The 24,014-nt window shown below is 36.0% G+C and carries 25 protein-coding genes, 1 tRNA gene and 1 riboswitch; of the genes, 18 read left to right on the forward strand and 8 right to left on the reverse strand.

Going from position 1 to position 24,014, the window contains the following annotated elements:
• The first annotated feature begins 1 nt into the window (after position 1).
• The 6 genes from AB3I42_RS04755 to AB3I42_RS04780 are packed head-to-tail and all read left to right on the forward strand — an operon-like array spanning position 2 to position 5,086.
• Positions 2-1,105: a DUF871 domain-containing protein gene (locus AB3I42_RS04755; protein WP_181914483.1), complete on the forward strand. Its 1,104-nt coding sequence runs from the start codon at positions 2-4 to the stop codon at positions 1,103-1,105.
• Positions 1,098-2,015, forward strand: a complete 918-nt coding sequence (locus AB3I42_RS04760; protein WP_368022343.1) for an ROK family protein — start codon at positions 1,098-1,100, stop codon at positions 2,013-2,015. The genes AB3I42_RS04755 and AB3I42_RS04760 overlap by 8 nt, the downstream gene beginning before the upstream one ends.
• Positions 2,016-2,067: 52 nt before the next feature.
• On the forward strand, positions 2,068-2,850 hold the full coding sequence (locus AB3I42_RS04765) for an alpha/beta hydrolase family protein (protein WP_231480117.1): 783 nt from the start codon (positions 2,068-2,070) through the stop codon (positions 2,848-2,850).
• Complete coding sequence (locus tag AB3I42_RS04770) at positions 2,828-4,273, forward strand: glycoside hydrolase family 1 protein (RefSeq protein WP_181933722.1); 1,446 nt, start codon at positions 2,828-2,830, stop codon at positions 4,271-4,273. The genes AB3I42_RS04765 and AB3I42_RS04770 overlap by 23 nt, the downstream gene beginning before the upstream one ends.
• 2 nt (positions 4,274-4,275) lie before the next feature.
• A complete protein-coding gene (locus tag AB3I42_RS04775; RefSeq protein WP_368022345.1) occupies positions 4,276-4,815 on the forward strand; it encodes an ROK family protein in 540 nt (179 codons plus the stop codon).
• Positions 4,787-5,086, forward strand: coding sequence for an ROK family protein (locus AB3I42_RS04780; RefSeq protein WP_228012162.1), 300 nt, complete (start codon positions 4,787-4,789; stop codon positions 5,084-5,086). The genes AB3I42_RS04775 and AB3I42_RS04780 overlap by 29 nt, the downstream gene beginning before the upstream one ends.
• 97 nt (positions 5,087-5,183) lie before the next feature.
• On the opposite strand, the gene AB3I42_RS04785 is transcribed toward AB3I42_RS04780, so the two are convergent.
• Entirely contained in the window at positions 5,184-5,771 is a 588-nt protein-coding gene (locus AB3I42_RS04785) for a DUF4352 domain-containing protein (RefSeq protein WP_010737658.1), read from the reverse strand.
• A 455-nt stretch (positions 5,772-6,226) separates the two neighbouring features.
• Here AB3I42_RS04785 and AB3I42_RS04790 point away from each other — a divergent pair, with 455 nt between their 5' ends.
• The gene (locus AB3I42_RS04790; protein WP_010719069.1) at positions 6,227-6,613 is read left to right on the forward strand and encodes a DUF1093 domain-containing protein; all 387 of its coding nucleotides are present in this window, start codon (positions 6,227-6,229) and stop codon (positions 6,611-6,613) included.
• A 367-nt stretch (positions 6,614-6,980) separates the two neighbouring features.
• Positions 6,981-7,149, forward strand: a riboswitch (M-box (ykoK) riboswitch).
• Positions 7,150-7,950: 801 nt separating this feature from the next.
• Here AB3I42_RS04790 and AB3I42_RS04795 read toward each other — a convergent pair.
• On the reverse strand, positions 7,951-8,100 hold the full coding sequence (locus tag AB3I42_RS04795; protein ID WP_010719071.1) for a hypothetical protein: 150 nt from the start codon (positions 8,098-8,100) through the stop codon (positions 7,951-7,953).
• A 345-nt stretch (positions 8,101-8,445) separates the two neighbouring features.
• Here AB3I42_RS04795 and AB3I42_RS04800 point away from each other — a divergent pair, with 345 nt between their 5' ends.
• Positions 8,446-8,646: a cold-shock protein gene (locus AB3I42_RS04800; protein ID WP_010719072.1), complete on the forward strand. Its 201-nt coding sequence runs from the start codon at positions 8,446-8,448 to the stop codon at positions 8,644-8,646.
• A 276-nt stretch (positions 8,647-8,922) separates the two neighbouring features.
• Here the strand turns inward: AB3I42_RS04800 and AB3I42_RS04805 are convergent, their stop codons facing one another.
• Genes AB3I42_RS04805 through AB3I42_RS04815 form a run of 3 tightly spaced genes read right to left on the reverse strand, consistent with a single transcriptional unit; the run spans position 8,923 to position 9,879 of the window.
• Positions 8,923-9,309 carry a TIGR02328 family protein gene (locus tag AB3I42_RS04805; protein WP_368022347.1) on the reverse strand — a complete coding sequence of 129 codons (387 nt, stop codon included), beginning with the start codon at positions 9,307-9,309 and terminating at the stop codon, positions 8,923-8,925.
• A gap of 32 nt (positions 9,310-9,341) precedes the next feature.
• Positions 9,342-9,587: a helix-turn-helix domain-containing protein gene (locus tag AB3I42_RS04810; RefSeq protein ID WP_010719074.1), complete on the reverse strand. Its 246-nt coding sequence runs from the start codon at positions 9,585-9,587 to the stop codon at positions 9,342-9,344.
• A 37-nt stretch (positions 9,588-9,624) separates the two neighbouring features.
• Positions 9,625-9,879 carry a hypothetical protein gene (locus AB3I42_RS04815; RefSeq protein WP_010719075.1) on the reverse strand — a complete coding sequence of 85 codons (255 nt, stop codon included), beginning with the start codon at positions 9,877-9,879 and terminating at the stop codon, positions 9,625-9,627.
• Positions 9,880-10,286: 407 nt separating this feature from the next.
• Here AB3I42_RS04815 and AB3I42_RS04820 point away from each other — a divergent pair.
• Positions 10,287-10,360 (forward strand) — tRNA-Ile (locus AB3I42_RS04820).
• Positions 10,361-10,677: 317 nt separating this feature from the next.
• Here AB3I42_RS04820 and AB3I42_RS04825 read toward each other — a convergent pair.
• Entirely contained in the window at positions 10,678-11,169 is a 492-nt protein-coding gene (locus AB3I42_RS04825; protein ID WP_368022348.1) for an isochorismatase family protein, read from the reverse strand.
• Positions 11,170-11,190: 21 nt separating this feature from the next.
• Positions 11,191-12,000, reverse strand: a complete 810-nt coding sequence (locus AB3I42_RS04830) for a Cof-type HAD-IIB family hydrolase (protein ID WP_010737655.1) — start codon at positions 11,998-12,000, stop codon at positions 11,191-11,193.
• A 320-nt stretch (positions 12,001-12,320) separates the two neighbouring features.
• Here AB3I42_RS04830 and AB3I42_RS04835 point away from each other — a divergent pair, with 320 nt between their 5' ends.
• The 9 genes from AB3I42_RS04835 to AB3I42_RS04875 all read left to right on the forward strand — a co-directional run bounded on the left by AB3I42_RS04835 (position 12,321) and on the right by AB3I42_RS04875 (position 23,663).
• Positions 12,321-13,178 (forward strand): glycosyltransferase family 8 protein, encoded by an 858-nt coding sequence (locus AB3I42_RS04835; RefSeq protein ID WP_181914485.1) that lies wholly within the window; start codon positions 12,321-12,323, stop codon positions 13,176-13,178.
• Positions 13,171-14,073 (forward strand): glycosyltransferase family 8 protein, encoded by a 903-nt coding sequence (locus tag AB3I42_RS04840; RefSeq protein WP_010719079.1) that lies wholly within the window; start codon positions 13,171-13,173, stop codon positions 14,071-14,073. The genes AB3I42_RS04835 and AB3I42_RS04840 overlap by 8 nt, the downstream gene beginning before the upstream one ends.
• Positions 14,074-14,118: 45 nt before the next feature.
• Entirely contained in the window at positions 14,119-14,469 is a 351-nt protein-coding gene (locus tag AB3I42_RS04845) for an iron-sulfur cluster biosynthesis family protein (RefSeq protein ID WP_010719080.1), read from the forward strand.
• A 27-nt stretch (positions 14,470-14,496) separates the two neighbouring features.
• Complete coding sequence (locus AB3I42_RS04850; protein ID WP_010719081.1) at positions 14,497-15,435, forward strand: magnesium transporter CorA family protein; 939 nt, start codon at positions 14,497-14,499, stop codon at positions 15,433-15,435.
• Between the two features lie 29 nt (positions 15,436-15,464).
• Positions 15,465-16,358: an SDR family oxidoreductase gene (locus AB3I42_RS04855; RefSeq protein WP_010719082.1), complete on the forward strand. Its 894-nt coding sequence runs from the start codon at positions 15,465-15,467 to the stop codon at positions 16,356-16,358.
• An 18-nt stretch (positions 16,359-16,376) separates the two neighbouring features.
• The gene (gene amaP / locus AB3I42_RS04860) at positions 16,377-16,946 is read left to right on the forward strand and encodes an alkaline shock response membrane anchor protein AmaP (protein ID WP_010737652.1); all 570 of its coding nucleotides are present in this window, start codon (positions 16,377-16,379) and stop codon (positions 16,944-16,946) included.
• A gap of 12 nt (positions 16,947-16,958) precedes the next feature.
• Positions 16,959-17,141 carry a DUF2273 domain-containing protein gene (locus tag AB3I42_RS04865; RefSeq protein WP_010719084.1) on the forward strand — a complete coding sequence of 61 codons (183 nt, stop codon included), beginning with the start codon at positions 16,959-16,961 and terminating at the stop codon, positions 17,139-17,141.
• Positions 17,142-17,155: 14 nt separating this feature from the next.
• Positions 17,156-17,956, forward strand: a complete 801-nt coding sequence (locus AB3I42_RS04870; protein ID WP_034698113.1) for an Asp23/Gls24 family envelope stress response protein — start codon at positions 17,156-17,158, stop codon at positions 17,954-17,956.
• Between the two features lie 487 nt (positions 17,957-18,443).
• Positions 18,444-23,663 (forward strand): LPXTG cell wall anchor domain-containing protein, encoded by a 5,220-nt coding sequence (locus tag AB3I42_RS04875; RefSeq protein ID WP_368022349.1) that lies wholly within the window; start codon positions 18,444-18,446, stop codon positions 23,661-23,663.
• A gap of 123 nt (positions 23,664-23,786) precedes the next feature.
• Here the strand turns inward: AB3I42_RS04875 and AB3I42_RS04880 are convergent, their stop codons facing one another.
• Complete coding sequence (locus AB3I42_RS04880; protein ID WP_081123468.1) at positions 23,787-24,008, reverse strand: helix-turn-helix transcriptional regulator; 222 nt, start codon at positions 24,006-24,008, stop codon at positions 23,787-23,789.
• Positions 24,009-24,014: the final 6 nt, after the last annotated feature.

The following is a 24,014-nucleotide window of genomic DNA, read 5'->3' on the forward strand; positions in this document are numbered from 1 at the left end:
AGTGTTAGGAATTTCCTTATATCCAGAAAAAGCTTCATTTAATGAAATGAAAAACTATTTAGCTTTAGCAAAATCGTATGGCTTTCAACGTGTATTCTTGAGCTTGCTTCAAATTGATCGGAACAATGTCAGTGAGTCCATGGAAAAATATTTAAAAATAATCAAAGAAGCAAGAGAGCAAGAATTTGAAGTAGCCATTGATTTTATCCCACCAATATTTGATGTTTTAGGAGAGTCCTATAAAGACTTAACATTTTTAGCTGATTGGGGAATTAATTGTATTCGCTTAGATGCTGGTATGATAGGGAAAGAAGAAGCTGAAATGACTAAAAATCCTTATGGTATCAAGATTGAATTAAATATGAGCAATTATTCTCATTATCTTGATCAAATTTTGGATTATGGTCCGAATCGAAAGCAGCTTACTGGTTGCCATAATTTTTTCCCACAGCAATATACAGGGCTATCCAGAGAGCAGTTTAAGCAGTATTCAATAAAATTCTGTCAAAGTTATTTAACGACAGCAGCATTTGTTACTTCTCAGTCCGGGGAACATGGTCCTTGGCCATTACAAGAGGGGCTTTGTACCTTAGAGGAACATCGTCACCTACCAATAGGAATACAAGTGAGGGATCTTTTACAAAGTGGTCTAATAGATGATGTCCTGATTGGTACGATGTTTGCCTCAGAAGAAGAATTACGTCAAGTCAGTGAAGCTGCCAAAGATTCAATGAAAAAAATAGATATCACCTTAGTGGAAGATATTACTGCATTCGAACGACAGCTCTTATTTGACTACACGCATAACTATCGAGGAGACTCTTCGGATTATATGATTCGTTCAACTAGGCTTCGCGCTAAGATTGTAGATAAACCATTGCCTAGTAATCACCCAGTTCAGATGATCAAAGAAGGGGATATTCTCATTTTAAATGAGGCTTATGGGCAATATAAAGGTGAAGTTCAAATTGCTTTGAAAGATCGCCCTGGTGATAAAAAAATCAATCTTGTGGGGCATATTCCGGAAGATCGGTTATTTGAGATGAAAAACATACAACGCTTTGAAGATTTTAGATTTTGTGAGGTGAACAAACAGTATGACTAGCTATTACTTAGGTGTCGATATCGGGGGGACCTTTATTAAATTAGGGATAGTTGATTCTACAGGACAGATAATAAAAAAAGAAAAAATCACTAGTACAAATGATATGACACAAATTTTGACCGATTTAAAAAATTATTTAAACGAGCAACAACAGTATTTAGATATTTCTGGTGTAGGAATTAGTTTACCAGGAGTGATAAATCATGATGGAACGATGCAAACAGCAGGCTCCTTAAAAAAATTGATTGGCTTGAACGTTAAAGAAATTGCTCAAGACCATTTACAACTACCAGTTGAAATCATTACTGATAGTAAAGCGGTTGCCTTAGCTGAAGGTTGGCTTGGAAATGGGGCGAACTATAGTAATTATGTCTGCGTGACTTTAGGCTCCGCTATTGGAGGGGCGATCGTGATTGATCGTAAGCTTTATTGGGGGCAAGGTGGTTTAGCTGGTGAGTTCGGTGTTTCTTTAATGGGTAGAGAAAATCAGGAATATAAACTGGATTCTACTTCATTACATGCGGGTGTTGTCGGCGGTTTATGTCGCAAATATAGCTTAGCGATTGGGAAAGAAGTGAAGGATGCCAAGTATATCTTTGATTTGGCCGCACAAAAAGATGCATTAGCTAAAAAATATGTAGATGAATTTTTAGATGATGTTGCCCGACTTCTAACCAACATTAGTGTGTATATAGCACCCGAAGCTATTTTGATAGGAGGAGGGGTTAGTGGAAATTCTCAGATTATGGCGGAGATACAAGCAGCTTATACAAGAATTATTCATGAGTACCGAGTATTATCCAGCGTTCAAATGCACCAAGTCATTCCTTGCAAATTGGCAAATGATGCCGGTGTAATTGGTTCAGTAAAACAAATCATAGATATGCAACAAAGAGGTGATAATCAATGACAGCTCTTTTTGATATTAATTTTTTTCCAAAACATTGAATATGAACACGACAATGAAGGTGATCGTCCCTCAAAGACAGAACCATTCAATCGGTGTGTCACAAGCTCCCGAATCTGAAACTTATAAAATTTTATATTTGCTTCATGGAATGACTGATGATCATACAATTTGGTTAAGGCGCTCTAATATCGAGCGTTATGTCTCAGATAAAAATATGATCGTAGTAATGCCAAATGTACACTTGTCATGGTATACAGATACAAAATACGGGCTGAATTACTGGAAATTCATTTCGGAAGAATTACTACAGATTTGTCATGAATTTTTCCCATATATTTCCTCAAAAAGAACTGATCATCTCGTTGCTGGACTATCAATGGGGGGCTATGGCGCGATCAAACTAGCGATGAAACGTAGTGATTATTTTGCCTATGGAGCTTCATTGTCTGGCGCATTAGATGTGGTTAACGGGTTAAAGAACAATAAGCAGCAGTCTTTGACTGGGCAACCATTGTCTGACCAGGAAAAACTCTATTGGCAAGGGATTTTCGGAAATTTTGCACAAGCGGAATCAGAAAATCTTTTTACAATGTTGGAAGCGGGTCTCGGTAAAGAAGCAACGAACTATTTTGCTTGCTGTGGCTATCAAGATTTTTTATATGACCATACAAAAGCTTTTGAAAAAGAATGTCACAAGAAAAAGTACCAATTGACAACCGATTATTCTAATGGAAGTCACGAATGGGGCTATTGGGATAAACAAATTTTTAAGGTACTAGATTGGTATGAAGAAAATGAAAAGGGTGTAGAAAATGGAACATCAAAAATTAAATGACTTCCCAGAAGACTTCTTGTGGGGCTCTGCTTCAGCGGCCTATCAAGTAGAAGGTGCTTATGATGAAGATGGCAAAGGAGAATCTGTTTGGGATAAATTCGTAAAAATTCCTGGTAAAACATTTAAAGGAACAACAGGAGAAATTGCAGTTGATCACTATCGCCGTTTTAAACAAGATATTGCATTAATGAAAGAACAAGGCTTGAAAACTTATCGATTTTCCGTGTCGTGGACTCGGATTTTTCCTAACGGCAGAGGAGCAATCAATCAAGCTGGTTTAGCCTTTTATCAACGTTTAGTGGATGAATTGATCGACAATGACATTGAACCTATGTTGACGTTATATCATTGGGATCTTCCTCAAGCATTACAAGAAGAGTATCAAGGATGGGAATCTCGAAAAATTATCGAAGATTTTACCAACTATGCCCAAGTATTGTTTGAAGCATTTCGTGGAAAAGTTCATTATTGGATAAGCTTGAATGAGCAGAACATATTTATTTCCCATGGGTATTTGTTAGCTGCTCATCCACCAGGAGTTAGTGATCCTAAGCTTATGTATCATGCAAATCATATGGCAAATCTTGCAAATGCAGCAGTAATCAATAAATTTCATGAATTAGAGATGCCAGGTAAGATTGGACCAAGTTTTGCTTATTCTCCAAACTATGCCATTGATAGTAATCCCCAAAACGTTCTTGCTGCAGAAAATGCGGAGGATCTACTTGCAAATTTTTGGATGGATATTTACATGCAGGGGCGTTATCCGCTAGCTGCTTTGCGCTATTTAGAAGAAAAGGGCTGGGCACCTGAAATTGAACCAGGAGATATGGCGTTGTTAGCAAGTGCCAAACCAGACTTTTTAGGGATCAATTATTATCAGTCAACAACCAATGGATTTAATCCGCTAACAGGAGTTGGTTTTGGTGAAATGAATACGACTGGTAAAAAAGGAACTTCTGGAGAAAGTGGTCTTCCAGGAGTCTACAAAAAAGTCCCAAATCCTTTTGTTGAACGAACAAATTGGGATTGGGAGATTGATCCAAGTGGGCTGAGAATTGCTTTAAGAAGAATTGCTAGTCGTTATCAAACACCCATCATAATTACTGAAAATGGGCTGGGGGAATACGATAAACTAACTGAAAATAACCAGATTCATGACAGCTATCGAATCACGTATCTCAAAAATCATATTCAAGCGATTCAAGAAGCTTTAACAGACGGTGTCGAAGTTTTAGGTTATTGTACTTGGTCATATACTGATTTACTTAGTTGGTTAAATGACTATCAAAAGCGCTATGGACTTGTATATGTTGATCAAGATGAGTTGCAAAAAGGAAGCCTTAAGCGTTACAAAAAAGACAGTTATTTTTGGTATCAAAAGGTCATAGCAAGTAATGGCAGCAATTTGGAAGGAGTATAGCCATGGGCATTTTAGCTTTAGATTTTGGGGGTACATCAATCAAATACGGACTTTGGAAAGAGGAATTGATTGAACAAGGTGTGACGCCACTGCCCAAAACTTGGGAGGAAGCTTTAAAAGCAATCGAAAAAATTTTGGAACGTTATCGAAACGATGGGTATCTGATTGATGGGATAGCAACTAGTGTACCTGGAGCTGTGAGTCAAGAAGAAGACAAAATTTATGGATTAACGGCAATTGATTACATTCATCACAGAAGTTTCACTCAGGAGCTATCTGATTATTTTCAATTACCTGTTACTATGGAAAATGATGCGAATTGTGCTGCTTTGTCAGAAATATGGAAAGGGCATGCAGATGATGCTCAAAGTATTTTATATTTTGTTTTTGGTACAGGTGTAGGTGGTGCTATTATCCAAAATAGACAAATTCAGGCAGGAAAACATCAATTTGGGGGAGAATTTGGCTATGTGATGCTAAATGAAGAGGGTTCATTTAGTGAATTAGCAAGTATTGTTCGTACGTGCAACAAATGGGGATGAATTAGCAAAATATTTAATCACACAATTTTGTCGGTATAGTGCTAGAGGTATTTATAATCTGATGATCAGTTTTGACCCAGATAAAATAATTATTGGGGGAGCCATTTCCAGTAACTCATTATTTATCAAGAAGATGAAAGAAGAAATAGAATGTTTACGGACGCGGACAGGAGCACAGCGAGTGGAAACTGAGATTCTACCTTCAAAATTTGGAAATAATGCCAATTTAGTTGGTGCTGTGTACAATTTTATGATCAAAAAAGCTAAGTAAAAAATCGTCTATCGTTCACAAGCAATATTTTTTCATAATCAATATATCCGAATAGAGAGATGTCAGAGCTTCTTCACTGTAAGCGAAACACGTCTTGCTAGACTGTTGCTTTAAATTTAGCCGCTTTTTCGATAGAAACTAATGGACTAAACTGAATTTCGATGTCTCCAGTTTGATTCAGACCAAAATGAGCAGTACAATCCATTACTTTATCAGGAGCAACTGATCCCATTGTATTGTCATTTGGATAAGAAGAAGCTTTTTTATCGTCTGAGCCATAAACTTCTACATCCATTCCTACAGGAAGGTCATTTTGACCATTGTTTTTAATTGTGTAAGTAATCTTGACTACTTGAGCAGGTTGTTCATCTGCAAATTGATTTCTTTCGTCAGTAAGTTCCACACTGTTTAATGTGTACTCAGCATCGCCAACTTTTACAGTATCCCCAACTTGGTAAAAACTTTCTTGCGCTTCTTTTGAAGAAGAGCTTGATGTAGCTTCTTTAGTAGAACTTGTTTTTGTCACTTTTTCTCCGCCGTTATCACTTGCTTTATTGTCATCTGAGCCACCCAGTGCAGATCCAATTATTGCTACAAGAATGATTGCTAGTACCCAAAACCAAACTTTTTTATAAAATGGCTTTTTCTCCTTTACTACGTAACGTTTGCCATCTTCCCCTAACACTTTTTTTAACCATTGTTTCCTCCATAATAATTTTCTAATTTACTCCCACTTAATGGCAGGTAGTGATAGTCGCCAAAATATAGATATCTTATGTTTCATTTATTAAGACATCTTTACTACCAAATATTCAGTTTTTCACAAATGAAAAGCTTCAAAAAAAACACCTAACAGTTCGCATCAAATAAGAATATTCATTTTTTACTTACATATAGTAACATGATGTGTTTGATTTGAAAATATGTAATTATAAAATTTGTTATTTTTTATTATTCGAAAGATTATGTTAGGTATCGAGAAAGTAATAGAAAAGTAGGATTATAAAAAAAATGTAGGAGATGATAAGCATCTATTGATAAGTGGTTAATGTCATTTATGTGACAAATTTGAAAGATAAATAAATGGAAAAAAAGCTCAAAAAAGATAAAATAAGTTAAATTTATTGATGAGGTGAGTTTATGAAAAAGGGAATATTCGGGGTTATTGTATTAATTTTATTAGGAGTTGGAGGATTTTTCGGTTACAAATATTATAGCGAAACGTATAAAACAACTACTGCATACACTAAGATTCCAACAGAAGTGCCAGAAAAAACGAAATCAAAGAACAGCGATGGGAAAATCATTGCGGGTGAATATAGTTACCATTATGACGTGACTTTTGTAAAAGCTGATGGTAAAGCAACCAAACGAACATTTAGTGTGAGTGGAGAAGCACCACAACCATTGAAACCAGGTAGTTACGTGCAAGCTGACATCAGTGACAAAAGAACAAGTTCTCCTAGAGTAATTGCAGAAGAAAAGATTCCTAAAGAAATCAAAAATAAAGTAGACGAATTAAATTAGTTTTTAAAAAAATGAAAGAGACGATAAAAAGTCTGATTCAAAATCAACTATTAAATCTAGCCGGAGCATGTACTGGTTAGATTTTTTTGTTGGTCAGTTATTCCATGTGATGGAGCATTGACGCAATTTGATGGAGAAATAGATTAGCAGGGGATTGTCCAAATACGAATTCTAGGATTCACGAATGAAATTTTGACAAAAAATCATTAATATGGTTTATTAAGAATAGAAAGATGAGGTGAATGAAATGGATAATGACCAGAGGTACTCTAAGCTTGCTAAGGATAAAACCTTTGTAACTTGGGGAATGATTCCGGTAGTCGGCTTTTTTGGACTTTTAGTGTCGTTGATGATTTTCATTTAAATATCTTCAAATAGTTAGGTGAGGCTTCTATGTAAACATAAGCTACTGCCCAAAAATGTCGAGAGACGCCAATGGGTAGAACAGGGATTGTCGATAGCAAGGCTTTTCTTAAGGTAGCTAAGTGCAAACTTTACGTTGCATAGTGCCAAAGCTCAAACGTGACGTAAGTCAAACGAAAACGGTAGCAAAAGCATCAATCAGTTCTTCAGACAGGATAAAAAAATGAAACGTTGGTAGACGTTCAACATTTATCCTGTCTGAAGAACTGATGCTGGAGCACCGTTTATTTGTTATTTTGCAGACGTTCCAAAAATTTTTTACTAATTTTGTTTAGGTTAGTTTTTTAGGCTGTAAGATTATTTTTATTACATCGATTGAATATCGCTGGACACCTTGCATAGTTTTCTCTGTTAGAATGCCAGTAGTTACAGATTTTAAAAAGTGAAAAATAATATTCTTGTCATTAAAACAAGTGAGCTATTTCTTCTTTTTGATAATAATGAAAACAAGAATGGAATAGAAGATGGTGGAAAAAGCGAGTCCTTTAAGATAGAAATCGAATAATTGAACAGGTTGACTATAGGAATATTCTAAAATTTGGATCATAAAATAGATAGACGGAAAAGAGGAGAGAAGCATTAGTATGTCATATTTGTTCCATTTTGTATAAAGAGACAAAAAAAGAATAATACCAATAAAAGGGATCCAAACAGTAATTTACTCATCGTAATCATATGACCCATCCTTATACAGCCTTTGCATAATTTAGATAATAGCACGTAGTATATAACCGACAAAGAGTTTTGTATTACCTTGTCCAATTTTTAATTGTATACTCATTAATGGCGGAATAAGTTAAGGAGAGAACTGAATAAAGTGAGGTAAATAGACGACAAAAAAGCACCTACCATTGAATGAATAGGTGCTTTTAAAGTGAACTAGAACTGTAATCGTTCATTTGGGGTTTTCACTCCTATGCGGATTTTTTCAATTCTTGCACTGCTTGTTCAATCGTCACTCCAGTGGCTACTCGATTTTCATTTGTTTTATCAAATACCACAAATAGATTCAAATCAGTATTTAGAGTTACACGATATTGTAAGTCTTTGTTATAGAATGTCATAATCATTCTCCTTTCTTAAATTCTTGCGAAAGGCAACGAAACGTTGATAACGAAATTCCATTTATTATTATAGCATAAAGAAGAAAACTTTGCTAATTAAGGATTGTTTAACTTTATATAGAAGATAAGATAAACAGGATAGAAATAGCCTATTCGCTTAAATTAAAAAACTATAAAAAAAGTAGAGGTTTATTCTTGTGTTTCTCATTTATCTATGCTATATTAAGTAAGTAATCTATTTTGAAACGTAATTTGAGCTAACTATTTTAGTTTATGACTCCTTTTGCCTATCAATAATTTATTGCAATAAAATCGTACGTTGATACGTATTAGGAGGAAATATATATGAATAACGGTACAGTAAAATGGTTTAACGCAGACAAAGGTTTTGGATTTATCACTGCTGAAGATGGAAATGATGTTTTTGCACATTTCTCAGCTATCCAAGGTGACGGTTTCAAAACATTAGACGAAGGTCAAGCAGTGACTTTTGATATTGAAGACGGTCAACGTGGCCCTCAAGCAGTAAACATCGTAAAAGGTTAATACTGTCATAATAAAAACTACTCTTTCATTAGAGTAGTTTTTTTGTTTTTTCTTAGTAAAGAAAAATGCTGCTCTGCCGCTCAAGTGAATACTATTGAGGAAGGGATACGGGCCTCTCCCTATTCAATAGCGAAGAATCGTGATCGACGAATGAATGTGTCAGTCAGACAGTTTAAATGAATCCTAATATAATGAATATGAGAGTGAGAAAAGGTTCATACTCTCATATTCATTGCGTTTATTTGAATCAATAAATGAGGAAAATCTGATGAACTTTTAAGAATCCATAGCTTTTATATGGATTAAATCAATTCCTTTTTGTTTAAGGTTTGTTAAACAGATCATCAGGTAGTCCTCGTCATGCTCAGGATAAATAGGTGAAGTTTGTTTTTGAGGAGAAAGATTAGTATAAGGATCACAGGCTTTCCCACGGTACTCCGGGACAGACCATTCTGGAGAAGGAAGATAATGGCGATTTTTCATTTCAGTAAGAATAAGTTGGTGATACTGATAAAGCTTGTAAGGGGAATGTTGGAAGACATAATCAACTGTTGCATGCTTTCTTCCCCAACTATTACCTCTTAATGCACAACATTCTCTATGTTGACCTAATAATTGTTTTCTAGGAAGCAAAGGGATTAATTCTTCATGCCATAAGCGCATTTACTCACTCTCTTTCATTTAGATTAGATGGTTTAATTTACACGGTCTGGTTTTTCTGATCGTCCGATCAAATAGTCAACAGATACATTATAAAAATCCGCAATAAAAATTAGATCGATAGCGCTCGGACAACGTTTTCCCTGTTCTAATTGTAGATAAGTTTCCAACGGGAGTGAGGTTTGTTCAGCCACTTCCTTAACGGTTAAATTCTTTTTTTTTCGGAGATAATCCAGCCGACAGCGTAGTGTATCTAATAAAATCGCTTCTTCAATACTCATAAATTCGCTCCTTTTGTCATTCAAATAAATTCATCGATCAATGCTTTCTATTTAAATAAACCAAATAAGCAATTGGTAATAACAAGGCTAGAATCAAACCAATCAGTTCTGCCACGAATAATTGGTCTGGTTCAAAATACTGATAATTTAAGATTTTATATGAAAAAAAGATTGCTGGTAACGTAAAAAACGCTAAAATTAAGCGTTCCTTGTTCCAGTTGATTAAGTAACAAATAATAGGGATAAGAATTAAGGTAGGAATAAAAAAAATAAGTCGACTCAATGTTATCATAGTACTAACTCCTATAGATTTCGTATTTAAATAATCATTGATTTTCAGTCGTAGGTTAACAACGAACAACCACTTACACTAAGAGGTGGAAAACACTTCGAAAAGTGATTACGACTTAAATAATCATAAGAATAAAAAAACAACCCAAATACAAGATAGCACGTTCCGAGTAACAGAACAAATAATATGCTACGTGTTTGAAAAAACAAATGATTCAAGCAATTCATATACCAAGTGATAGAGCATTTGTGGTGAAGAGGGAGGGGAAGAGCTGGAAATCGTCTGATCAAAATAAAATATTTGTTATTTAATGGAATACTTTTGGATTTTTATTAATTAAGCTTGTTTCGGATTTTTATTCATGCTATAGTAGATATAAGTTATTTTTATATCTTGAAATTTTTACTGTACCCTTAGCTCAGTTGTTTAAAGCTGACGGCTCATAACCGTCCGGTCATAGGTTCGAGTCCTACAGGGTACATATTAAAGCGCTCGTTTCTTTAAACAATGATTAGATAATCATTGTTTTTTTATTTTAAAAAGTTGCATGCTTTTAGAAATGACTAATAACTGACGTTTCAACTATTGTTTATTGGAGATGGGGAACCTCATTTGATATTTTTTATAAACGCTATAGGAAGTTTAGTAGTAAAAAAATCCTAACCGTTACTTTCCACAAAGTGAGGGAACGATCAATACAAATTTTAGGAAATAGATAGTACGAACAAAGAAAAGCCTTTAGTAAATAACGAAATAAAACGCCCACAAAGTTAAATGTTGTGGGCGTTTTATTTTCGGTTACTTCAACTCAACATTAAAATCTTTGAGTAGTTTTAGCACTTGATCGCCATGCTTGTTTTCAGAAACAAAAGCTGTATCCACTAAAAAATCAGCTTCTGGAAATACGCTTTGTAAAGCAATGGTATTCGATAAGACACAGAGATTCGTTTCTGTACCAACGACTTCAATGTGCTTTTCTTTTTCATCTTGGTCAAAAGCTTCTTGTTTAATCTCAAGTAAGCTTTCCGGTGGCATCGTGAAGTAGTATTTCTTGACGACTTTTTCATTTTCTTTAGGAGCAAGTGTAGGAATGATTTGCAAATCTTCGCCTTCTTCATCCTGCTCTTTTCGCTCGACTGGTATATCTCTGGTAAAAAGAATATATTCGTTTTTTTTACGTGCAGCTTCTAAACGTGAGTGGATTTGTTTGATTAACTTATCTGCGTGCTGAACATAATATTTACTCTCAGGATCTAGAATATGATTTTGCATATCGACGATTACTAACAATTTTGTCTCCCTCCTTAAACCTTAATAATAATTGTTGATAATATACGCTACACCAGCTTCTTCATTTGTTTTGGTTACTTCATCCGCAATATTTTTTACCTGTTTCTGTGCATTTCCCATCGCAATACTTGTTCCACTGACTTTTAGCATCGCAATATCATTTTCCTGATCACCAAAGGCAACGATCTCATGAGGATCGATTTCCAAGGTCTCAGCTAAAAAGATTAATGAGTGAGCCTTTGTTACATTTTTAGGTGTGATTTCCAAAAAATGGGGGTCTGAAAAGACGGAATCAATCCCTTCACTTTTTAAATCTTGTTGCAGTTTTTGCAATTTTGATTCATCTTTATCTGTTAATGCCAATTTTAAATAGCTGACAGATGGATCTTCTAATAACTTAGTGATTTCAGCAAATGTCTGATTTTGTAAATTGAAATGTTGGTAGTAGGGATCATCTTTCACCAAATTTGACTCATCAAAGGTTAATTGATCATCTTGAGTTTCTCGACTAGCAATAATTGATATTTTTGCCTCTTGTGCTAAGAAGAAGGCCCGTTTAAGGGTAGCAAGCTCAATTTTAGAACGTTTCAATACGTGAAGGATCTCGCCTTTCATCATCTTTGCCACGAAAGAACCATTAGATGAAATCAAATAGCCGCCGATCCCAAGTTCTTCAAATACATCTTTAGCAGAGATGCTATTTCTACCAGTCGCAATCGTGACGATCCCACCATGTCGATCAAAGTTTTGAAGTGCCTCGATGTTTTCTTTTGGTATCTTTCCATTCCGATCGAGTAAAGTACCATCTAAATCAATTGCTGCTAATTTCATATTATTCGCTCCCTTTATCTATTGCTTACTCTAAGGTTAAATGAGAATTTCCTAAAATAAAAATAAAATGCTTTGTGTTTTTGAATTTTTTCAAAAAATATTCTTAGTTTTCATTCGACATATATAGGTAGTATTTCAAATCCTATAATTGAATAAATAGGCAGAAAAACGATTAAGTTAACGTTTTCAATTCGATAAAAAAGGTTTATTTTTATGAATTATTCAATGAAAATGAAGCATATCTTTTGCTTTAAAGTTTATTGAGGCATATTCTGGATATAGAAAAGGTTAGAAAAAGATTAGAAAAAGGAGTGATTTTAATGGAGATGAAACAAGGTATCGTTCCGGTAGTAACTGCTTCAGATGAAAATTACGCTCCTTACTTAAGCGTGATGATTGCCACTGTACTGGAAAACTTCACTAAAACAAGACACATTTATTTTTATGTCATTGACGACGGTATTTCTGAATATAGCAAAGAAGGACTTAGACAAACGGTTAAAAAACATTCAGACAATGCAACGATTCAATTTTTAACAGTTGATAAAGATGTCTACGAAGATTTCCTAGTAAGTGACCATATTACTACTACAGCATACTTAAGAATATCTTTACCTAAGATCTTAGCTAAATACGACTATAAAAAAGTGCTTTATTTAGATTCAGATATTTTAGTACTGGATGACATCGTTCATTTATATGATCAACCATTAAATGGTAAAACGATTGGAGCTGTCATCGATCCAGGTCAAACGAAAGCTTTGAAACGGTTAGGAATTGAATCAGATGCTTATTATTTTAATTCTGGCGTGATGGTTATCGACATTGATCGTTGGAATGAAAAAATGATCACTGAAAAAACAATCAATTATTTAAAAGAAAATGGTGATCGAATTATTTACCATGATCAAGATGCTTTAAATGCAGTTCTTTATGAAGACTGGGAGCAATTAGAACCAAAATGGAATATGCAGACTTCCTTGATTTTTGAACGTCATCCTGCTCCAGATGCTGCGTATGAAAAATTATACAAAGCAGGAAATGAATCGCCGTCGATCGTTCATTTCACAGGGCATGACAAACCATGGAATACGTTAAAAGATCATCCATATACAAATGTCTATTTAAAAAAATTAGCGCATAGCGTTTTAAAGAAAGTGGGAGAGGTAAATGAATAGAAGAAAAGAAATCGCAATCGTATCAAGTTGTAATACCAAATTTGTGCCTCATCTAGCGGCGCTGTTCGTTTCAGTATTAGAAAATAGTGATCCAAAAGTTTTTGTACGATTTTATGTCATTGATGACAACATTGATAATGAAAGCAAACAATTATTACGTTTCTCTGTTAAGAATTCTCGTATGAATACAGAGGTGGAATTCTTGAAGATCAACAAAAAATTCTTTGAAAATGTAGTAACAAGTGATCGTATTCCGGAAACTGCTTACTATCGTATTGCTATTCCTGAGTTATTTAGAGGAAAAAATGTCGAACGTCTTTTATATATGGACTGTGACATGATTACCGTAAAAGATGTTACACCATTATGGGATCTTGAATTTAACGGTGCGATCTTGGCCGCCGTAGAAGATGCTGGTTTCCACCAACGATTAGAAAAAATGGAGATCCCAGCAAAATCAACACGCTACTTTAATTCTGGATTGATGCTCATCAATGTTGAAAAATGGTTAGAACAAGACATTACTAAAAAAGTTCTAACATTCATTGAAGAAAATCCTGAAAAATTACGTTTCCACGATCAAGATGCGTTAAATGCAATTTTACATGATCGTTGGATTCCATTACATCCAAAATGGAATGCTCAAGGGTATATCATGGCAAAAGCGAAGCAACATCCAACGCCACAAGGAGAAAAGGAATACGAAGAAACACGTAAAGATCCATCGATCATCCACTTCTCTGGTCATGTTAAACCATGGAGTAAAGATTTTGAAGGGCCAACTAAAAAATACTACGATAAATATGCAAACATGACAGCTTTCCGTTGTGTCGCAAAATTTCCTAAATATCCACTTTATGCCAGAATCAATCGTAACACAGAAGTGAGCCGCTGAGGAAAAATGTCGTAACTTATATATAATCTGAAGGAGATGATGATGATGGAAATCACGATGACAAAACATGCGATGGAGGCATTGACAAAAAAAGTAGGAAAAGATTCAAAAATCGCTTTGGCATTGATTGATTCTTCAGATCCGTTTTTAAGAGATAAAGGGGCTTGTGCAAAAGGCAGTTTTTTCCAGATTATTCCTTTCTTTGTAGAATTTGGGAAATACGTCAATAAAATCGAACATCCCACTCTGGAAATCTACACATCTAAATTAGAGCAATCTTATTTAGGTAGACATTTGAATCTTGCATATGACCACCAATTAAACAGTTTCTCTTTAGAAAATGAGATTGTTGTCTTGGATCGTAACATTAAATTAAGCAACTGTTTCTTTAGCTAACATCCTTTGTAGAAAGGGAGATTGATCATGCTGGACTATTACTTTATTGGAAAAGAGAAAGTAATAACGACAGACAAAAACAACTATAATTGGCTCGTGATCGACAGTAGTGACACTAAGGAAATCGAACAGGTGATTGAAAAGTATCGTTTACCAAAAGATATCTTTGTTGGAACTTCTCTACCAGAAGAAGTTTCAAGAATTGAAGAGCTTGTGGGGACGAATTTGAACCATCCGATTTCCTTAGTGCTACTGAATTTGTCCAACCAGGAGCAGAAAATCGAGAATCGATTAATGCCTATTTCGTTTATTTATTCGGATGAGTTATTGATTAGTTGTATCGATAAAAAAACGGACTTTTTTGATCGAGTATTAGCAAAACATGGGAATAAGATCAATTCTTTTGAAACACTTATTGCATATTCTGTCTTGAACATCTATACCCATTACGTGAAAGAACTAACAGAAATGAAAAAGAGGATTGATTCCCTCGATCAAGAAGCGCGTAAAACGACGGAAAACGAAGAACTATATAAGCAAGCGGATTTAGAACGGGACATTGTTTATATTGACCATACGTTGAGAGATCAAAAAGAGACTTTAGATACCTTATGGCAATCAGAAGATTTTGTTGAGAAATTAGCTGATGCTCGTCTACTTTATGACATCCAATTGAGACAAAGACAAACAGAAAAAATGATTTTGATCTATCGTGACTTGTTAGAAAGTATTGGGGATCTTTTTAATGGAATGATGGACAATCATTTGAATCATTTAATGAAATATCTTGATTCGGCGGCATTAGTGATCTCTGTTCCAGCATTGATTGCAGGGATTTGGGGGATGAATACTGGCGGATTACCTGGTAAAAGCTCTGGCTTAGCCTTTTTATTAGTTATCTTTGGCTCGATCGTTGTTGCAGGAGCTGTAGGCTACCATCTTTACCGAAAAGATTATACAAAATAAAAAATTACCAAACTATGAGGAGGATACACATGACAGAACCAAAATTAATTGATCCACGTAAACTTTACCATACTGAGGAATTTCCTAAACAAGACCAGGATACACCAGCATTACAAAAAGAAATGCAACCAGTTCCTGACTGTGGAGAAGAATCTTATGAAGGATCAAATCAACTAGAAAATCGCCGTGTTCTGATTACTGGCGGAGACTCAGGGATCGGGCGCGCGGCAGCTATTGCTTTTGCAAGAGAAGGGGCAGATATCGGCTTGCACTTTTTCCCAGGAGAAGAAGAAGATGCCAAACAAGTAGCTTCCTATATTGAAAAAGCAGGACGAAAAGTTGTCTTACTACCATATGATCTTAGAGACGAAACAGCGCCTAAAGAAATCGTTGAAAAAGTTGTCAGTGAATTAGGTGGCTTAGATACATTAGTATTAAATGCGGGACAACAAATCTCTTGCCCGGCTATTGAAGAAATTCCATTAGAACAAGTGAAAGATACCTTCATGGTGAATATCTTAGCGATGTTTGCGATTGTTAAAGAGGCGGTTCCGCATATTCCAGCAGGAGGGGCAATTATCAACACTACTTCTGTTCAAGCGTTCAATCCAAGTGAACATCTTTTAGATTACGCTTCCACGAAAGCAGCTATTGCAAACTTTACAATTGGCTTAGCAAAACAATTAGCACCAAAAGGCATTCGTGTTAATGGAGTAGCTCCTGGTCCTATTTGGACACCACTACAGTTAGACGAAGGACAACCGGAAGATTCTATTCCTGAATTTGGCCAACAAAGCTTGCTTGAACGTGCCGGCCAACCAGTAGAATTAGCTCCAGTTTACGTTTTCTTAGCTTCAAATAAAGCGAGCTACGTTACTGCACAAATTTATGGTGTAACTGGTGGGGAAGCTATCAACTTATAAAAAATGGGAGGTGCCAGGATGAATAAAGGGACTAAAACAATTGGTGTCATTTTTTCTCTGCTACTTTTGTCTATTCTACTATTTGTCGTCTTGATCAGTGCGGTCTATCCTTTACCATTGATGCTTGAACGATTCCGTTTCTTTACAATAACGAATTACTATATGCAGCAATATATTTTTTGGGTAGCAGTCGGCTTAGCGATTCTACTAATTATTGCATTATTGATCGTCATTTTTTATCCGAAAACGATTGGAACCTTCTTATTGAAAAAAGGGGACGGCGAATTAACGTTAGATAAAAAAGCGATTGAAGGTATGGTTCGTTCACACTTAAATGAAGATGAATTCATTCACTCACCTAAGGTTAATATCAAAGCCACAAAAAATAAGATCGCAGTTACAGTTAAAGGTGAATTAAAACGGACTTCTTCATTGATCGGGAAAACAAGAATATTGATGGATGAAATCGAAAAAGAAGTGAAACAGTTACTCGGCACAGATGAGCAAGTAAAAGTGTCGGTGAAGTATACAGGTTACCAAGCACCTACCAATAAATATCAAACAAACGAACACGCTCGTGTGGAATAAGGAGGGGCACAAATGAATGAACTTTTTGCTGCTTATAAGCTTCCGATCATTTGCGGGGCAATTGGGTTGATTCTCGCCGTACTATTGATTACAGTGGGATTCTTTAAAACCTTGTTGCTGATCCTTATGGCGATCATTGGCGTGGCGGTCGGAATGTATTTAAAACAAACAAAAATTTTTGATCATAAATCTTAGGAGGAAATTCTATTATGGATAACAACAAAACAAACAACCAAAACAAACCAGTATCTGCACATCCAGATCCAACGACACCGAACAATGCAAATGGTGTTCATGATGCTAAAGATAAAACAGCACCCGTTTCAGCACATCCAGATCCGGTTGTACCCAACGTTGAAAACAAAGTGGCTCATGATAAAAAAGAAAACGAAGGACAATCAGGACAACAAGGGAAACATGAAAATTCTAGTAAACCACAAGAACATCATGGAGATCAGCCAAAACCTCCAATGCCAGGGCATACACCACCTAAGCCAGAAGCCCCAGCAAAAGATCCAAAAAACACAACGGAAAACGGTGAATCTATGAATGGTGATGTGACATATGAAGATAAGGTCATTCAAAAAATCATAGGCATCTCCTTAGAAAAAGTGGATGGATTATTAACAGCTGATGGTGGCTTCTTCTCTAACGTGGCAGAAAAATTAGTCAACACTGATAATGTAACAGCCGGTATTGACACGGAAGTTGGGAAAAAACAAGTCGCTGTTGATCTTAAGATCGTTGTTGAATACGGCAAAGACATCGAAGAAATTTACCAACAAATCAAAAAAATCATTGCCAAAGAAGTTCATGAAATGACACATCTAGATGTCATTGAAGTCAATGTCGATGTTGTCGACATTAAGACAAAAGAAGAATATGAAGCAAACAGTGAAACAGTTCAAGATAAATTGACAAATGCGGCAAAAGCCACAGGAGAATTTGCATCTGAACAAACGGAAAAAGCCAAATCAGCAATTGAGCAACAAAAAGAAAATAACCAATAATCAACTGATTCAAGCACGAATTAGCTGTTCGTTCAGTCGCTAAGTAGTTGAAAGCGAAGCAACTAAAAATTAGTTTATTTATAGAGTCAATAGAAGAGATCGAGACAAGTTTTTGTCTCGGTCTCTTCTATTTTTGGCTAAGGCTCCTTTTTTAATGGTAAGTAAAATGTTTTACATAACAAAAACAGCTTCTGTCTTTTAGTGTTTGTCCATTGTGAAAAAGTGACATTACATATTCTTGTGATTCACATTAAACTTAAGAAGTAGGGTTTTATTGAAGTTTTTCCATAAAAATAAACGTAAAAGGAGCGAATTGGGAGAAAAGAAAAAAAACTTAAGAAACATAACGTTTTAACTTTACTACATTGGCAGAAACAAAGGAAGAAATCAAACATAAGTATGGCATAAAAAGGAGTCTTTCTTATGAGAAAACAGACATTACTTTTCTATTGCCATTTAAAGATATAGCCTTAAAAGGAGGAGTACATTGAAAACCAGAAAAAAGTTATTACATAGTACATTAATATTAGCGCTAGCGCTTGGACAAACCAGCGGGACAGTTGTTGAAGCTGTTTCGATGTTAAGCTCAGTTGAAAGTATTGATGTCAAGAAAATTTCAAAAATGAATGAAAAGAAAACTACGACCAAGAAAGAAGTAAAAAAAGACGAGAAACGCACGAAGGAAAAAAACACCGAGAAAGACAAAAAAGTTGCTGATTCAACAGAAAGTAATAAAATAAAAAGTTCAATTGAAAGTTTTGCTAATCCGACATTTGAATTACCAATACCTGTTGGAGCTGACATTATAGCGGCATCTACTGACTCAGAAAAAGAAATTGGAAAAGCTGTAAATGAATTTCTTTCTAAAAAGTTGAATCTTATGATAGATAATTCGACAGATGATTTTAAAGTAGGCGATACAATTACTTATAAAATTCCTGGCGTCTTTCTAGGTGGGAATACGAATGGAGCTGAAATCATTTCTAGTGAGTTCAGTGATTTCTGGGAGAACTGGGAAAACTCTAGTAATTATAGAGTCACTCTTCTAAATATTTTAAGAGGTACATATGCCTTGTTTTATGTTACTAGTGAATCAGAAACTGGAAATTGGCAAATGAAAATTACAACGTCTGATCAAGCTAATGGACTTTATTATGTAGCACCTTCAGATAATAATTTATATGTTACCTTTACGCGACTAAAAGTAGCTATTCCTCAAAAAGAAGTATTCAAAGTAAGTAAGTTCCCTTATAGTAATATCAATCATGATTATGGGGTAGCTTATACTACTCGTTATGTTCCGATGACGTTTAACGTTGATTTTCCTAAAAGTAAAGGAACGCTTAAGGCAGAGGTAAAAGATGGTCCTCATGTGGTCGAAGAAAAGAGCTCTCCTAAACCAGAAGATTATGTAGAGGTGAAAGATAGCCTTGGAAAAGTGACTTATACATGGATAACAAAACCAGATACAAATAAACTAGGAAATCAAAACGTTAAAGTATTAGTGGAAGATGAAACAGGTCGGTCAAAAGAACTAACATTTACGATGACAGTTAAATCTCTGCTCACAGTAAAAAAGGAAGCAGGTGAAATCTATCAATATTCTCTTTTGCCAGATGTCAATGATTATTTTGAGGTAACCACGGAAGGATCCTATACGCTTCAATGGTCTAATAACCCAAATACAATGACAGCAGGAATACATAAGTGGGAAGCTACAGTAAGAACCTCTGATAACCGAGAAATAACGAAATCAATAACCATGAGAGTGCTGCCACATCCTGAGTTACAACTAAAATTAAAACCGATTGAGGATCGTACCGTAACCTTGGTGGAGTCGTCTGATACGTTAGCCAATACGTTTAAAAACTATATTGAAGAGGCAACACTGTTAGGGGAACCTGTAGCGATTGATGATCTTGAGTTTGTTGCGAACGAATCGTCCAAGACTGAATTTCAATCGGTTGGTACCCATGAAGTACGCATCACTGTGCAAGCGAAGCATCCTAATTCTAATGTTATGATTAAAGGATCTGGAACTACTACCGTGAACGTACTATGGGGTAATACCATCTTAATACGTTCGGTTGATGGCTATTCCGCCGGAGCTTTTGCGTTAGATGGTAGCAATTCTAATAATGCCCCAGCTACGCTATCGATTCGTCAGGGCATTGCGTCTCCTTTAAATGAAGGAGTTGGCGATATGACCGATCCATTTGGTCTTTATTATCGTTTGGAAATCTTGCGTAATGGCAATGAAATTTACAAACAAGAGGTGCCGAAACGTGCCACGTTACAAGAAATCATGAATGATTATGGAGATGCTAATAACAACACTACGGTACAAATGAATGATATTATCCAAATCACATATCCAAGCAAGACACCTAATGCTTCGGTTGTGATGATTAAGGAAAAAGAAAATGATTTTACGTATGGTACGGAGATCGCTCGTTACCGCGTGACTCCTTATGGGTTTGATCCAGCACCTGTCATGACGGCAGAAAGTGCGGAAAAAGCGTTCGTTTTAGGCGAAGACGTGAAGCAAACGAATTTGAATGAACTAGTAAAAAATGTGCGGATCAACGGTGGGGTAGCGGACAATGAATTTTATACAGTAGAACCTCTTGATGAGTTTGATACCAGCACGATCGGTAAACGAAATACGCGGGTCAAAGTCACGACAAAAGATAAACTGGCTTCTGAAATCATTGAGATTTCTTACCAAGTGAAGTGGGGAGACACTTTTGTTATTAAAGGTTTGAAAGAGGCGACAGTTGGTGCGTTTAGTTTATTGAAGAATCAAAATCAATGGCAAATCCAAGCTTCTCAAGGAGTGGACGGCACAAACTTAAATGATCCGGTGGATAATTATTTTGGGCGTGATACCTACTATTCTATCGAAGTTTTACAAGGAGCTACCAGCAAGTTCCGTTATGAAGTGGCAGGTAATCAGTTGATTCGTGAATCCATTCAGGGATTCAATAATGGGCAACCGTTGACGGTCAGTAATGGCGACGTGATCAAAGTGTATCATGCCGATCCTCTTGGGAAAAATCTTTTAATGAAAGATGAATTAGTCAAGGACTATACGATTGGTTCCAATTATGCCTATTATGAAGTCACTGACCATGGCTTGGAACCGATTTTAGCGGTTGCGGCTGATTCGATGGCTCAAGAATTTATCTTAGGTGAAGATAGTAGTAACGTTGATGGTGCGAAGTTGATCAATAGCATTACGATTAATGGAACGGCAGTGGGAAGTAATCAATATACAGTCAAACAAATGAGTGATTTTGATACTTCGGTGGCAGGATCACAAACGATCAACGTGCGTATTGATACGAAAGATGGACTCGTTTCAAAAGAAATCGAGGTTCCTTATGAAGTTAAATGGAACGATACGATTTTGATGAAAGCTCAAAATGGTCAATCAGCCGGAGCCTTTTCATTACATTCTGGGACTTCCAGTACGAATCGTGTATTAGTCTTAAACCAAGGATTAAAAACCGATCTCAATGCGCCGATTAGTACCGATTCTTCACTTTATTATTCCATTGAAGTATTGCGAGATGGTCGTTCTGTTTATCTACAAGAGGTACCGGGACGTGCTTCTCTCCAACAGGTAATGGACAATTTCGGGACGAAACAAACGTTAAATGTCCAAGCTGGTGATGTCGTTAAAATGTATCATCCACAACGTTCAGAAGGTAGTTCAGTGTTAATGGTAGATGAAATGGAAGAAGATTATACCTATGGCTCTCAATATGCCTACTATCGAGTAACCTCCTATGGTTTTGAGCCGATGTCAGTGATTGAAGCTGTTGGCTCCAACAAAGCATTCTCATTAAAGGAGAATACTAAAACGACGGACTTGAGTCAGTTGTTAGCACAAGTATCGATCAACGGCGAAATCGTTACGAATGAAGACTATACAGTGGAGAAACTTTCTGAATTAGATACCGCAACTGTGGGCAAAAAGGAAGTCAGATTAAAACTGAGGACAGCGGATGAGACAGCAGATATCGAATTGGATGTTCCTTACGAAGTGGTTTGGGGAAGTACCTTCTTGCTTAAAGGGTTAGATGACCAGAATGTGGGCGCTTATAGTATTGTGGAACAAGACGGAGAGTGGACGATCCAAGCTGGCAAAGGGGATGATTCCACCGTCTTAACCAATCATGTGAATAACATTTTTGGTCGCGATATTTACTATCGGATCGAGGTAGTAGCAAGTTCAGAAAATCAACCGAAGGAAGGTTCTGGTGTAACCGTTGAAAATATTATGGGCTTAGATCCGACGACTCGATTATCGGAACAAATAAAATACCAGTATGATGTGACTGGAAACATGACTGTGGGTCAGGCCATTAACGGGTTTAATAATGGACAGCCGTTGTCAATTGAAGAAGGGGATATCGTAAAAGTTTATCATGCAGAGGCGAAGAATAATTTATTGATGCGAGATGACTTGACGAAAAATTATACAGCGGGTTCAAATTATGCCTATTATCAAGTAGCCAATCAAGAATTTGAACCGATCACTGAGATGGAGGCTGAAACAGTTTCGCATGAATTTACCTTGGGCGAAGATACCAGTGACATTGATGGAATGGATTTGATTAAAAATGTCACTTTCAATGGTCAAAAATTAGAGACGACATTATATGATGTCGAACAAGTTTCTGACTTTGATACAAATACCACTGGACAGAAAATGTTAAAAGTGAAATTGTCTACCGCAGATGAGGTGACCTCTACAGAAGTGGAAGTGCCTTACGAAATGAAGTGGGGAAGTACGATCCAACTAAAAAATCAAGATGGCGATACTGTAGGTGCCTACAGTTTGATAAAAGAAAACAAACAAATCAAACTCCAATCATTACAGGGAGAAGACGGAAGTGACTTATCGAACCGTATCACAGAATATGATGACATGGAAATTTACTATGGGATTGAAGTTTTTACAAATAACAGCAGTAAATATAAATACGAAGTTCGCGGTACGCAAACAATTGAACAATCGATTAATCGATTCAATAGTGGGGAACCATTAAAAGTTTCGGTGGGAGATCAAATTAAAGTGTATCATGCCGATCCAAGTGGGAATGTCTTGATGGCAGAAGAAGAAGAGCGAAATTACACTTATGGTTCCAATTATGCGTATTACAATGTGACTGAATATGGGTTTGAACCAACAGGAGATTTTACCGTGACACCAGCAGAAGCGAAAATAGTTATCGATACGAAACGTGTGGACCTTAAAAATCTTTTGAAAGAAGTTAAAGTCAATGGCAAAGAGCTGCCGAAAACTGCTTATACGGTTGCATTAGATCCTGAAACAGAAATCGATACTTCTTCTTTGGGGTATCGTGTTGCTAAACTAGTCGTGAAAGCTGACCGTTCCTATGGTGGTTTTTCTACTGAAACTGAAGCGGCTTATGAAGTGGTGGAAAAAGGGACGGATGGTGCTTTAGAAGATGGTACAGAAGATAGCATGACTGAAGATAAAGAGATCACAGGAACAGATTCAGAAAAAAAGAACTCAAATGGAGACAATACAAGTGGCGCAAAAAATGGTAATTTACCAAAAACCAATGAAACAAAAAATACGGTTTTTACTGTATCAGGTGTCTTGATTGTTAGTTTAGCGGGAATCATCCTGTTTTGGAGAAAAAGAAAAGCAAATAAAAATTCTAAAAAATAAGATAATCAGTTATTAAAAAGCCCACGTTAGCTAGATTACAGCTGACGTGGGCTTTTTTGTCGGTCTTCAGATTGATTAGAAAGTAGTTAGCTTTCATTGGTGTCACTCAACTAAAGAAATGAGCTACTCTCTCATTTGGCTTCTATCTTGATATTCGAGGATATCACCTGGTTGGCAGTTTAAAACTTCGCAAATCTTATCGAGCGTAGAAAACCGAACCGCTTTTGCTTTACCATTTTTTAAAATAGAGATATTAGCCATCGTAAGACCTACTTTTTCACTCAGTTCGGTCACGCTCATTTTTCGCTTGGCTAACATGACATCTAAATTGATAATAATAGACATTCGACA

The organism is Enterococcus sp. C53, assembly GCF_040887425.1.
Lineage (GTDB): Bacteria > Bacillota > Bacilli > Lactobacillales > Enterococcaceae > Enterococcus_B > Enterococcus_B hirae.